Annotated in this window: 10 protein-coding genes; 1 reads left to right on the forward strand and 9 read right to left on the reverse strand. The window is 61.1% G+C overall.

Features of this window, described 5'->3' with window-relative positions; genetic code table 11:
- Positions 1-51: 51 nt before the first annotated feature.
- The 7 genes from ASG68_RS32050 to ASG68_RS14595 form a co-directional block, all read right to left on the reverse strand.
- A complete protein-coding gene (locus ASG68_RS32050) occupies positions 52-489 on the reverse strand; it encodes a hypothetical protein (RefSeq protein WP_156373860.1) in 438 nt (145 codons plus the stop codon).
- Entirely contained in the window at positions 443-3094 is a 2652-nt protein-coding gene (locus ASG68_RS14570) for an EAL domain-containing protein (protein WP_244484241.1), read from the reverse strand. Before ASG68_RS14570 ends, ASG68_RS32050 begins: the two co-directional genes overlap by 47 nt.
- Before the next feature lie 120 nt (positions 3095-3214).
- Entirely contained in the window at positions 3215-3403 is a 189-nt protein-coding gene (locus ASG68_RS14575) for a DUF3008 family protein (protein ID WP_062584046.1), read from the reverse strand.
- A 73-nt stretch (positions 3404-3476) separates the two neighbouring features.
- Complete coding sequence (locus ASG68_RS14580) at positions 3477-5102, reverse strand: cisplatin damage response ATP-dependent DNA ligase (RefSeq protein WP_062583887.1); 1626 nt, start codon at positions 5100-5102, stop codon at positions 3477-3479.
- A 2-nt stretch (positions 5103-5104) separates the two neighbouring features.
- Positions 5105-6115, reverse strand: a complete 1011-nt coding sequence (locus ASG68_RS14585) for a ligase-associated DNA damage response exonuclease (RefSeq protein ID WP_062584047.1) — start codon at positions 6113-6115, stop codon at positions 5105-5107.
- A 59-nt stretch (positions 6116-6174) separates the two neighbouring features.
- A complete protein-coding gene (locus ASG68_RS14590) occupies positions 6175-7134 on the reverse strand; it encodes a nucleoside hydrolase (protein WP_062583888.1) in 960 nt (319 codons plus the stop codon).
- Between the two features lie 80 nt (positions 7135-7214).
- Positions 7215-8450: an NAD(P)/FAD-dependent oxidoreductase gene (locus ASG68_RS14595; protein ID WP_062583889.1), complete on the reverse strand. Its 1236-nt coding sequence runs from the start codon at positions 8448-8450 to the stop codon at positions 7215-7217.
- 281 nt (positions 8451-8731) lie between these two features.
- Here ASG68_RS14595 and ASG68_RS31925 point away from each other — a divergent pair, with 281 nt between their 5' ends.
- On the forward strand, positions 8732-10114 hold the full coding sequence (locus ASG68_RS31925; protein ID WP_200943298.1) for a hypothetical protein: 1383 nt from the start codon (positions 8732-8734) through the stop codon (positions 10112-10114).
- Positions 10115-10137: 23 nt separating this feature from the next.
- On the opposite strand, the gene lysS is transcribed toward ASG68_RS31925, so the two are convergent.
- Together lysS and gltX are read right to left on the reverse strand one after the other, a co-directional pair.
- Positions 10138-11634: a lysine--tRNA ligase gene (lysS, locus tag ASG68_RS14605; RefSeq protein WP_062583890.1), complete on the reverse strand. Its 1497-nt coding sequence runs from the start codon at positions 11632-11634 to the stop codon at positions 10138-10140.
- 198 nt (positions 11635-11832) lie between these two features.
- On the reverse strand, positions 11833-13290 hold the full coding sequence (gene gltX, locus ASG68_RS14610; RefSeq protein ID WP_062583891.1) for a glutamate--tRNA ligase: 1458 nt from the start codon (positions 13288-13290) through the stop codon (positions 11833-11835).
- Positions 13291-13492: the final 202 nt, after the last annotated feature.

The raw sequence follows: 13492 nt of genomic DNA on the forward strand, positions 1-13492 counted from the left end.
AGAAACGCATCAATCTCCTAACGAAAACCGACCGCAATCTTCGAGAATTCATCACTCGTTTCCTGCAGTCAGCGCGAGCGGAAACATTCTGGAAATACGGAAACGACAGTGGCAATAGCGCAATCCGCGCAAAATTTTTCTTTGAAACGGCCGGGAACGTGCCGGAAGCGTACGCTCTGTTTCCTTTCCGGGACGCGGGAGGCGACAATCTTCCATTTGGCCAAAGACGGTATCTCTCGTTCTGTCCCGGACGCATCGATCATCCGGAAACATCCGCCAGAAATACTGAAATGAAGAGGAAATGCGGCAATACAAAAACCATGTATCGAGAAACAATTCGATACATGGTTTTTGGCCGATCCACGCAGCCAGCGCCCGCAATCCGGTCGGCCCAAAGCCGGACCAGCGCCCGTTCGCGCGAATCAGCAGAAGATGGATAGGATCAGGCGGCCAGCCAGCGGCGTTCGCGCGCGAAATTGGCGAGATCATTGGCGCTCATCGGCCGCGCGAACGCGTAGCCCTGCAGCCCGTAACAGCCGAGTTCCTGCAGGATCCGCGCGTGCTCCATGGTTTCGACGCCCTCGGCGATCACCTCAATGCCCAGCGACGTGCCGATATCGATGATGGACGCGACCAGTTGGCGCTGCTTCGTCGAGGTCAGGATCGGAAGCACCAGTTGTCGGTCGATCTTCAGGCGGCGCGGTGTCAGCTTCAGGAGGCTGACGATCGAGGCATAACCGGTACCGAAGTCGTCGATTTCGATGTCGATGCCGAGGTTCTTGATCTGCTCGATATTCGACAGGACCGTCATGTCGCTTTCGTCGAAGGAAATCGATTCCAGCAGTTCGAACGATACCTTGCCCTTCGGAATGTTCATCTGCTTCAGCCGGTCGATCAGCTTTTCATCGTGTAGACGGTGATACGATAGATTGACCGAAATCTTCGGGATCTTGATGCCGCTCGCTTCCCAGCGGCAGGACTGGAACAGAGCCTGTTCGAGGATACGCTGGTCGATTTCGGCGAGCGCGTTGATGTCCTCGGCCGTTTTCAGGAAGGCGTAGGGTGCCAGCAGGCCCTTGGTCGGGTGATCCCAGCGTGCCAGTGCCTCGACACCGATGATGTCGAGCGTGACGGGACAGAACTGCGGTTGGAAATGGGCGATGAATTCGTTCTGCTCGAGACCGCGCAGTATCTCGTCGGCAGTCTGCTTGGTCTGAATGACAGCCGTCTTCAGAGAATGCGTGAAGACTTCATGCCGGTTGCGGCCGCGGCGCTTGGCTTCGTAAAGCGCGATGTCGGCATTGACGAGAACATGGGTCAGTTCCTCTTCCGGGTGGCTTTGGTGGGCGATGCCGATGCTGACGCCGACCCGGCATTCCTTCTCTTTGTAAAGAACCGGCGTGCTCATCGCGTCGATGATACGCTCGGCAAGATCGGTGTCATGGCCCTCGATGCCGCCGTTATGGGAAATGATGACAAACTCGTCACCGCCGATACGTCCGACGAAATCGCCCTCTGCGGTGTTGGCGCGAAGGATGTGCGCGGCATGGCGCAGGATTTCGTCGCCGGCCGCGTGGCCGAGCGTATCGTTGATTTCCTTAAAGCGATCGAGATCGATGTGGAACATGCTCGCGAGACCATGGGTCGCGGCCCGCGGTTGCTTATCCGCCAGGATCTGATCGAGGTATCGCCGGTTCGGCAGAGCCGTCAGCGGATCGTGAAGGGCGTTGAACTCCATGCGATGGCGTGCCGCTTCCAGCTCAGCGCTGTGTGCCTCCGCCTGGCCTCTGGCCGTTTCAAGCCGTTCGTTCTTTTCGACGTCGGCGGTGACGTCCCAGTTGACGCCAACGATCTTCTCCCGGCCGCCGGCGCCGATATATTTCGAGCCGACCGCGCGGACGTGGCGAGTGCGGTTTCCGCTCAGACGGATGCGGAATTGCGAAACATAGCTGTCGCCGTGCAGAAGCGCGCCGCGAAACTCTTCCTCAGCCCGCTTCAGATCGTCGGGATGCAGGGCGTCGCGCCAGTCCTCATAGACTTCGCGGGCGCCGGTCTGGAGCCCGTACATCTCCTTCATCCGATCATCCCAGAGCAGCTTTCCGGAGTTGATGTCCAGCTCCCAGATACCGATTTCAGAGGTATCGAGTGCCATCTTGAGGCGGTGCGACAGTTCCTGCAATTGGTCCTTGTTGTGCTCAAGCACCCGGATATTGCGCTGCCGTTCCTCCGTCAGGCGACCGGTGATGAACATCGGGACGAGAATGAAAAGCGCACCCAGAGCAATCAGCGCCCGAACGGTCCAGGAATTTTCAGGCGTATCGACCCAGCCGCCCTTCGGGATCGCGCTGATCACCCAGGAACCACCCGGGAGCAGGACATTGACTTCGACCGGATCGGCGCCCTTGACCTTGCTGTCCCCGAAGAACAGTGCACCTTCCTCGCCAAGTCCGTCGCGACCGGAAATGGCGATATCGAGGTCGAGCCCTTCGGACAACAGTCCGCTGTCGCGATAGAGGCGCTGGACGTCGATGACGGCCGAGACCATGCCCCAGAAGCGGTTCGACTGGCCGCCAACCGGTGCTTCGACAGGAAAACGGCCGATCAGGCCCTGACCACCCTGGACGAGATTCAACGGACCGGCCAGCACCATCTTGCCGGTGTCGCGCACGCGCATGGCAGCGGCGCGCTGATTTTCGTTCGTGCGATAATTCAGTCCCAGCGCCTTCTCGTTACCCTTCATCGGATAGACCATGGAAACGATCAGATTGGGCGCGGCGGCAATGCTGCGCAGGCGCGTACGTTCGTTGAAAAGGTTCTGGGCGAGATCGGAAAACCGCTTCTGGTCCATGCCGGGCTCTGTCGAGATCGTGGCGATCAGTCCACGGACCAGCTGGACGTCGCCGTTGATATTGGCTTCGAGCCGGGAGCGGATGGGGCTGATTTCGGCCGCAACGGCTTCGCGCATCTTGCCGGCATGAAGTGCACGGTTCTGCTGCTCGGCTAAAATGCCGGCAACGACAACCACGATCAGCGCGACATAGGTCGGCAGATAGCTTGGTTTCAGCAGGCGAACGATTGTTGATTTTCTGAGCACGCGCGACAGTCCCGAAACACGAAATCCCCAATGCTGTTCTAAGGCTGACAGCAATTGGCGTGCATTGTCGCAAAGTCGTCTTAACAATATGTGCGCGTCGCAACCCCGGGATGCGGGTATTTACTTGGAAGTCTTTTTCTTCGGAAGGCTTTTACGGTCCGTTTCGGCCAAGTCCTTTAACTCCTTCTCGGTCATGGATTTTTCCATGCTTTTGGAGGCACCCTTCAAATCGGATTTCTTCGTTTCTCCGCGCTTGGCGGACAGGGCTGCGCCGGCGGCTTTCTGCTGGGCTTGGGATTTCGCAGGCATCATCGTGATCCTTTTGCTTGATGATGCCGTCTAACCATCTGTCGCTGGAATGGTTCCGCCAATCCGGCGCTACCTATGGCGTTTCTGCTGTTCCAATCATCGCCAGCAACGTTTCCAACCGGTCGGCGTCGCGTGGCAGCTTGTCGGTGCGCAGGCGGGAAATACGTGGGAATCGCATGGCGACGCCGGATTTGTGCCGGCTGGAGAAATTGATGCCCTCGAAGGCCACTTCGACGACGAAGCCGTGGTCCGGTTCTGCGCGAATGGAGCGTACCGGGCCGAAGCGCTCGATCGTGTTGTTGCGGACATAGCGGTCCAGAACCTCCAGTTCCGCATCCGTGAAGCCGAAATAGGCCTTGCCGACGGGCACGAGCACATCTTTTCCTTCAACTTCTGTCCAGACGCCGAAGGTGAAGTCGGAATAATAGCTGGAGCGCTTGCCATGGCCGCGTTGCGCATACATCAGCACGGCATCGACATTGTAAGGCTCGCGCTTCCACTTGAACCAAGGGCCTTTCGAGCGTCCGGATGTGTAGGGCGAATCCAGCCGCTTCAGCATGATGCCCTCGATGACCGGATCGGGCGGATCGGCGCGCAGCCGGTCCAGTTCCTCCCAGCTGGAAAACGGCACCAGCGGCGACAGGTCGAAATGCGATAGCGCCGCTTTCTCGATCAGTTCGGATAGGGCCGCACGGCGGGTGACGAAGGTTTCCGGTCGAATATCCCGCCGGCCGGAGAACAGGAGGTCGTAACCGCGAATGAAGGCCGGGTAATCCTCCAGCATCTTGCGCGTCACGGTCTTGCGGTTGAGGCGCTGTTGCAGGTCGGAAAAGGTGCGGGTCGCGCTGTTGGAACGCAGGGTGCCGCCGACCAGCAGTTCGCCATCGATAATCCCCTCGAAATCGGCGGCTTCCAGGATATCGGGAAAGGCGCCGGAAATGTCGTCACCACTGCGCGAATAGAGCCTGCGCGTGCCACCGACATTGGCGAGCTGTACCCGGATACCGTCCCATTTCCATTCCGCGGCAAAATCCGCCGGATCGAGCGCGGCAAGGTCGTTGTCGCCAACCGGTGTGGCGAGCATGACAGCGTGGAAGACGGCCGGCATATCCAGTTCCGGCTTCTCGCCGCTGCCGTCGAGCCAGCGGAAAAGAGACGTATAGGGCGGTGAAAGACCGTGCCACAGGGTTTCGATTTCCGTGACATCGACATTGCCGATATCGGCCAGCGCCTGCTTCACCAGCCTGGCCGAAACACCGATCCGCAAGCCGCCGGTGATCAGCTTCAAAAAGGCGAAGCGGCTCGATCCCTCCAACTGGTCCAGCATGTTGCGGACCAGTCCGTGGACATTGGCCCGCCCCACCGTTTCCAGCTGGTGGACGACGGCGCCGAGCGACAGGTCGAGCGGCGGGATGTCCTCGCCCTTCGGCTTCTCCCAGACCAGCGAAATCGTCTCGGCGAGGTCGCCGACATAATCATAGGAATAGCGGAACAGAACCTCGTCCATCCGCTCGAGCACCAGCTGCCGCAGGATGTTCGGCTTCACGGTCTTCAAGGTCAGCGTGCCGGCGATCGCCGCAAGCGCATAGCCCCGGTCCGGATCGGGCGCCTTGCGGAAATAGTCCGCCATCAGCGTGATTTTGGCATTGCGCTGCGGGGTGAGGACGAGGCGATCGAGAAGTTCGGCGAAGGCGCGCATGGCTATTCCCCCTCGTCGTCATAACCGACAAGGTGCAAGGGCCGGGCGGCGATCCTCTGCAACTCGCACCAGCGCACCAGCGCTTCCTCGCGCCCGTGCGTGACCCAGACTTGGCCGGGTTTGATCTCGGTGATCGTGTCGAGCAGTTCCGGCCAGTCGCAGTGATCGGAGATGATCATCGGCAATTCGACGCCGCGCTGTTTTGCCCGCTGGCGTACCAGCATCCAGCCGGATGCGAAGATCGAGACGGGATCGGGAAAGCGCCGCGCCCATTTGTCGGCAAAGGCCGATGGCGGGCCGATGACGACGGAGCCGGCGAAGGATTGTTTTTCCTTCGGCGCCAATGTCGCAGGACGGATGTCGCCAAGCGCAATGCCTTCGCTTTCATAGTAGTCGCAGAGCTTCGTCAGGGCACCGTGGATGAAGATCGGCTCGTCATAGCCCGCCTCCCGCATCAGGGCGATGACCCGCTGAGCCTTGCCGAGCGCATAGGCCCCGACCAGATGCGCCCGCTCGGGGAATTGCCGAAGCGAGGTAAGGAGTTTCGCAACCTCGCCCTTGTCGTCGGGATGATGAAAGACCGGCAGACCGAAGGTCGCTTCGGTGATGAAGACATCGCAGGGGACGGGCTCAAATCCCCGGCAGGTCGGATCGCGTCGTCTTTTATAATCGCCTGAGACGACGATGCGGGTGCCGTTGGCCTCAACGGCGATCTGTGCGGAACCCAATACGTGGCCGGCCGGGTGGAAACTGACGGTTACATCGCCGATGGTGGTGCGTGCGCCAAGTACGGCTTCCTGGGTGTCGACGCAGAACGCCTCGCCATAGCGGATGCGCATGATATCGAGTGTTTCGCGCGTCGCCATCACATGGGTATGGCCGGAGCGTGCGTGGTCGGCATGGCCATGGGTGATGAGAGCCCGTTCGACGGGCTGGACGGGATCTATATAGAAGCCGCCCTTCTCGCAATAGAGACCCTTGGGCGTGGGGTAGAGCAGCGTTTCCGGTTTCATGAAAACGAAGATAGCTGGCAATCGACAGGCTGCCAGCTATCACGGCAGAATTTTTATGCTCAGGCGGCGGGCTCCAGCGCCAGCGTTTTGGAGATCAGATCGAGCACGGCTTCCGCGTCGATGCCGGTGCAGACATTCTGGCTCGGCAGATTGTCCCAGGCGCTCGGCGGAAACAGCTGGTCGTCGGCCTTCTGGATGGTCTCGCCATCGGCGAGGCCGCCGCAAACGACGCGGATCGCGCCGCTGCGCAGGGTGAAGAGGTGCGGCGCGACGACATAGACGCAGGCGCAGCTGTCATGCACGACCATGCCGTCCTCGACATGCTGCTCATAGAACTCGATATAGAATTGCGAGATGTCGGACAGCAGCTTCGCCTGCTTGCCGCCGGCAGCGACGATGTCGGCCAGCCGCTTACGGGTCATGACGGTCTGCTCCGTCACGTCGAGACCGACGACGACGACGGGCCAGGGTGCGGTCATCACCACGTCGGCCGCCTCCGGGTCGCCATGGATATTGGCTTCCGCCGCCGGCGTGATGTTGCCCGGCACATCGAAGGCGCCGCCCATGATGACGACCTCTTTCACCAGCACGGCGATATCCGGATCGTCCCGCAGCGCCAACGCCAGATTGGTCATGCGGCCGACGGCGACGAGGGTCACTTCCCCTGGATTGGCGCGAACGGTCTCGATGATGAAACGATGTGCCGGGCGCGGATCGCAGGCGAGATCGACCGTTTCCGGCACGCCGATATTGCCAAGCCCGTCATCACCATGGATGGCAGTCGGCCACTCGACATGCGGGCGGGTCGGGTCGAGCGTTTCTCCAAGTCCCTTGGCGACGGGGGCGGCGATGTTCCACTGCTGCTTCAGATAGAGCGCATTGCGGGTGGTCGTTTCGATCGAGGCATTGCCGAAAACGGACGTGATGCCGATCAGGTCTATCTCGGGGTGATTGTGCAGGAAAAGCAGCGCCATTGCATCGTCGACGCCCGGGTCCGTATCGAAAATTACCTTGTGCATGATATCTTCTTTTCGTTGTCTTGAAATATGTCCGCAGTTTGCGCGAGTGAAAAGGGCACGGCCTTGAAAGTCAATCGGGCCTATTGGAAACGGGCGATGCTGAAGGGCTCAAGGTCGGATCGCGGCCCTGTTTCCAGCAGTTCGGTGATTTTCCGGCCGGTGATCGCCGACAGCGTCAGGCCGAGATGACCGTGGCCGAAGGCGAGCGCGATGCGCGGATCCTGGGGGCTCAGGCCGATGACTGGCACCGAATCCGGTGTCGATGGACGGCGCCCCATCCATTCCTTGCCGCCGGTTTCCGGCAGGCTTGGGACGTAGCGGCGCATCTTCTGGCGCATGGCTGCGGCACGCGCGAAATTCGCCGGAGCGTCCGGCTTGGCCAGTTCCACCGCGCCGCCGACGCGCAAGGCTCGGTGCAGTGGCGTGGCGACAAAGCCATGCTCGGCAAAGAAGACGGGCAGTTCAAGCGTCACCTGCGGATCGGTAAACGTGGTGTTATAGCCGCGCTCGTTTTCGAGCAGCACTTTCAACCCCAGTCCGCGAACGAGGTCCCGCGACCAGACGCCTGCTGCGATCACCACCTTGTCAAAGGTCTGCTGCTCATGCCCGGTCGCCTTGATCGTCACGCCGCTCGCGTCGGAGCGGACGGCGTCCACCGGCGCATCGACGAGCGTTGCGCGCTGGCGAATATGGGCTTGCAGGTGCCGCAGCAGCGAGAGCGGATCGAGGAAGGTCTGGTAGCCGCTGGAAAACACACCGCCGGCGAACTGTCCTTCAAGCGCCGGAACGCGGGCGCGGGCCTGTGTGCTGTCGAGCTTTTCGACCCCGTATCCGAGCAGGGCGGCATTCTCGTTCTCATGGCGATAGGCAGCTTCGACGGCCTTGGGCGTGTCGAAGATCGTCAGGGCGCCGCTCTGCTTCATATGGCCGGACAGCCCGGTCATGCGGGCCAGATCCTCGTGGGCGTTGAGCGCCTGTCGCATCAGGCCGAGCAATGCGGTCCGTGAGCGGGCGACCCGCGCCGGTGTCGCCGCCAGCAGCAGATTGACCAGCCAAGGGGTCAGCGCCGGCAAATCCTGCCAGCGCAGGGTCAGCGGGCCGAGCGGATCGAGCAGCCATTTCGGGGCGAACAGGATCATGTCTGGACGCGCCAGCGGATCGATTTCCGGGACAGCCAGGATGCCGGCATTGCCGACCGAGGCCGGCAGACCGCCAATGTCCTTTTCGAACACGGTGACCTCGTGGCCCTTTTCGATCAGATGGATGGCTGTGCCGCATCCGATGATGCCTGCCCCTGCAATGCCAATGCGCGCCATGATGCTGGAAATATCCCTGTGTCGATCACGTTGAATGCAACGGTTTTAGCGGCGCGGCGGCCAAGAGCAACCGATTTCACAGGACCACGTCGGCCAAAGTGTCAGAACGGAGCAAATCCCTTCGCCGAGAAAGCAAAACCGCCGTCATGCTTAAACTTTCCTAAACGTCGCAAGGGTAAGGTCGGCTGTACAATCAAATGCGGGGCAGGCCCTGCATCCGTCCGGATGCGTGGCATTCCGATGATCGGTCATGGAGTAGATGAGATGACGGAGCGGTTCGCGTGAAGTCGATCTTCAAGAAGATACGCCTTCCCCGGAAGGTCATGTTCGTCCTTGCTGGCGTTCTGGTCCTTGGCGGCGCATCCGGCGCTTATGCCGTCTATTCGGGCAAGGAAAGTTTTCTCGGTGGCAAAAACGCGGATGAACCGGCGCTTTCCGGCATCGCCTGCACCGATGTCGAAACCTTGAAGATGCGCCGCAACGGCCAGCGCTGGATCCGCAAATATGTCAGCACCGAAAGTGCCGATGGCGTCGATCGCGTCCGCACCGCATTGCGCATCGCTGGCCTGCTGGTCAAGGCGGAAAAGGCCGATCTCTACCAGGTGGCGATCCTCGATCAGGCTGGCCCGACCGATCGCGCCGACCGTCGCGGGCCGGCGATCGGTGCCGAAGTCCTGTTCGCGCCGAATCCGTCCAAGGTGCCGGGCATGACGACGCCCTTCGTTGCCCGCTACAACAGCGCCAAGGCCAACGAGGCCGGCATGTTCTATGGTCGAGAGATCGACCTCTCGACCGAAGAGATCAAGACCACGCTGACAGCCATGGACGACAAGTCCGAATGCTTCGATCCCATTGCCGCCGCCGCTGCAGAAGCGGCTGCCGCCGGTGGCGGACATGGCAAGGTCGCGCCGTCCGAAGGCAGCGACGCCCACGGCGGCGAGGCAGCGGCCGGTCATGGTGAAGAGGCCGGCCACGGCGAGGAGGCCGCAACGAGCCACGGCGAGGCGCCGGCCGAACACGGAGACGAAGCGGCAGCACCCGCCCATGATGAAGAGGCGGCGTCCGGTCATGAGGAAGGCAAGGCGGAGGATAAGGGTTTCCTCGGCTCGATGCTGGCAATGGTCTGGGGTGGTGACGAGAAGCCGGCCGAGGCCGCGAAGCCCGAAGCCGGTGGACACGGTGCCGTTGAAAACGCACACGAAGAATCGCCTGCCGGACATGCAGAAGAAGCCGCAGCACCCCCACATAGGGAGACGGCTGCCCCGGCTCATGAAGAAAGCAAAGCCGAGGAAAAAGGCTTCTTCAATTCGATGAAGGCCATGGTTCTGGGTGGTGACGAGGCAGACATACCGGCTGCCGAGGCGCACGGCGCCGCCGAAACCGGTCATGGTGAAGCCCCGGCTGCCCATGGCGAGGAAGCCGGCGCCCCTGGCCATGGCGATCAGGAAACGCCGGTGGAGCCGGAGGCTGAAAGCCATGTTGCCGTCGAACCGGGTCATGGTGAGCAGCCGGCCGCTCATGGAGAGGAAGCAGCAGTGTCGGCCCACGGCGCGGAAGCCGTTTCTGCGCATGACGTCTCGACGGAACCGGTTACCCACGGCGCTGAAACAGTAAAGCCGCCGGCAGAAGCCGACGGCCATCAGGAAAGCGCTGAAGCGCACTGATATGTGAGAGCCTTCTCCCCGCCTCAGTCCGCCTTGGACTTGCGGGCAGGGAACAGGATGACGTCGCGGATCGACGGGGCATTGGTGAGCAGCATGGTCAGGCGGTCGACGCCAATGCCGAGGCCACCGGCCGGCGGCATGCCCTGGTCGATGGCATCCAGGAACTCGTCGTCGAGCTGCTTCGACTTCTCGCCGCGGGCATGGGCCTGCTCCAGCTGCTCGACCATGCGCTTGCGCTGCTCTTCCGGATCGTTGAGTTCCGAGAACGCGTTGCCCAGTTCCCAGGCATTGCAATAGGTCTCGAAACGCTCGACCAGACGCGGTTCGCCCGGCACTTCCTTGGCAAACGGCGAGATGTCCTTCGGGAAATGGGTGACATGGCTCGGCTGGATCAGCGTGCCCTCGACCTTTTCCTCGAAGATGAAGGCGAGGCACTCGCCCCATGTCCAGTCCTTCTCTACTTCGAAGCCGGCAGCCTTGGCAGCGGTGCGGGCTTCCTCGTCGGTCTTCATGGCGAGGAAGTCGATGCCGGTCACTTCTTTGACGGCATCGGGCATCGGCACGCGCTTGAACGGTCCCTTGAATGAGAGCGTCTTGTCGCCATAGGCGAACTCGGTGGAGCCGTGAATCTTGACGGCAAGCTCCGCGAACATGCGCTCGACGAGGTCCATGATGTCCTCGTAGTCGGCATAGGCCCAGTAGCATTCCATCATGGTGAATTCAGGATTGTGCCGGGTGGAGACGCCTTCGTTGCGGAAGTTGCGGTTGATCTCGAACACCTTGTCGGTCAGGCCCGAAACCAGCGTGCGCTTCAGATACAGTTCCGGCGCGATGCGCAGGAACATGTCGAGCTTCAGCGTGTTGTGATGCGTCTTGAAGGGCTCGGCCGTCGCGCCACCGTAGACGGAGTGCAGCATCGGTGTCTCGACTTCCATGAAGCCGTCATCTTCCATGAAGCGGCGGATGCCGGACACGATCTTCGAACGCTGCTGGAAGCGAAGCTTGGATTCCTCGTTGGTCATGATGTCGAGGTGACGCTTGCGGTAGCGCTGCTCAATGTCGGACAGGCCATGCCACTTTTCCGGCATCGGCAGCAGCGACTTCGTCAGCATGGTGATTTCCTGCGCATTGATCGACAGTTCGCCACGCTTGGTGCGGCGCACCACGCCGGTCACGCCGATAATGTCGCCAAGATCGATCATCGGCAGCAGCGCACGCGCCTCTTCCGGTGTCGTATCCTTGTGGGAAAAGATCTGAATCTTGCCGCCGGCATCATGGATGTCCATGAACATGCCGGAATTGCGCGACGAGTAGACGCGGCCTGCAACGGTGACGACATCCTCGGTCACCACATCCGCTTCCAGGGTCTCGTATTTCTTCGCCAGATCGGCATTGGTGATCGTGCGGTGGAAATGCGCCGGATAGACATCGCCGATCTTCTCGCGCAGCAGCTTCAGCTTCTGGGCGCGCACTTCGGTGACGTCGGAGGAGAGGGCGGTTTCGGTCTTGTTGTCGGTCATCTTATTTGCCTTCAATAGGGCTTTTGTTCTCAAGGTTCCTGCGATCGAGGCCTTTTCCTCTTCTCCCCAGCGGGGAGAAGGTGGCCCGAAGGGCCGGATGAGGGGGAGCCGCAGGCTTTATAACCTGCCGCACCACCCCCTCATCGCCTCGCATTCGCTCGGCACTTCTCCCCGCTGGGGAGAAGAGGGAGCCAGTCTTTATTTTCCACTTCCCACCATCGATGCCGCCACCTGGCCGGCGACCTTCAGGCGCTGGCGCACGACGGAGCGGCCGAGGATGGCCATGGAATCGAACAGCGGCAATGAGCGCGTCGAACCGGAGACCGCTACGAACAGCGGCGCAACGATCACCTTCAGCTTCTTGCCCATCCGCTCGGAGATCGCGCGAAGCTCGGCCTCGATCGATTCCACATTCCATTCGAGGATCTTTTCCAGGTCCGGCTGAACTGTGTTGAAGATCTCGACCAGTTCTTCCGGCGTAGATTTCACCTTGGCGAAGGATGCGGCGTCGAGCGACAGGTCGGACTTGAACAGGAAGCCCGCCAGATCCGGCAGTTCGCCGAGCTTGGAAATGCGTGACTGTGACAGCTTGAGGCCTTGGCGGATCCGGTCGTTTTCCATCGCCCAGGAGAGAACGCGGGCGGCGAACTGTTCTTCGCTCAGGCCTTCGCGCAGCCAGCGGCCGTTCAGCCAGTCCAGCTTCTGCACGTCGAAGATCGCGCCGGCCTTGGAGAGGTTGGCCGGGTCGAATTTTTCCGCCAGGTGCTCCATGGTCAGCATTTCCTCGCCTTCGGCGATCTGGATGAAGAACAGGCCGAGGAAGTTCATCAGCGCTTCCGGCAGATAGCCGAGTGCGGTGTAGTAGGAGATCGAGGTCGGGTTCTTGCGCTTCGACAGCTTCGACTTGTCGTGATTGCGCATCAGCGACAGGTGCATGAACACCGGCGGCTCGAGGCCGAGATATTGATAGATCAGGATGTGCTTCGGCACCGAGGCGAGCCACTCCTCGCCGCGCGCGACATGGGTGATCTTCATCATGTGGTCGTCGACGACGTTTGCCATATGATAGGTCGGCATGCCGTCGGCCTTCAGCAGGACCTGCATGTCGACGGCTTCCCACGGGATATCGACTTCGCCATAGACGCCATCGACGAACTTGCAGGAGCCTTCGGTCGGGATCTTCATGCGCACGACGGTCGGCTCGCCGGCAGCCATGCGGGTGGTGACTTCCTCGGCGGAGAGGTTGAGGCAGCGGCCATCATATTTCGGCTGCTTGCCGGCGGCGCGCTGGGCTTCGCGCATTTCGGCCAGACGCTCGGGCGAGCAGAAACAGCGGAAACCGTGGCCATTGGCAACGATCTTCTCGACGAACGGCAGGTAGAGGTCCTTGCGATCGCTCTGGCGATAGGGGCCATAGGGGCCGCCGATATCCGGGCCTTCCGACCATGTCAGGCCACACCATTTTAGCGCGTCGAGAACCTTTGTCTCGAATTCCGGCGTCGAACGGGTCGCGTCCGTGTCTTCGATGCGCAGGATGAATTCACCGCCCATCTTCTGTGCGAAGAGGTAGTTGAACAGCGCGATATACGCGGTGCCGACATGGGGCTCGCCGGTGGGGGAAGGTGCGATGCGCACCCGGACTGGTATGTCTGTCATGATCCTGGCCCGTGTTTGACGTGCTTTCGGCCTTCCTGCCGGGGAGGAGTGTCCGGATGTGAAGGCGCATGCATTTAAGGGAAGGAAATGCCCGGTCGGTGCCTGAACAGGCGGGAATACCGGTCATTCCATGTGGCTGGCGTGAGACCATATTCAATCCGGCACGTCAAGGAAAACTGCGCCGGAAAGCAAGGACACGGTT

Origin of the sequence: Rhizobium sp. Leaf453, from assembly GCF_001425605.1 — a bacterium.
Lineage (GTDB): Bacteria > Pseudomonadota > Alphaproteobacteria > Rhizobiales > Rhizobiaceae > Pararhizobium.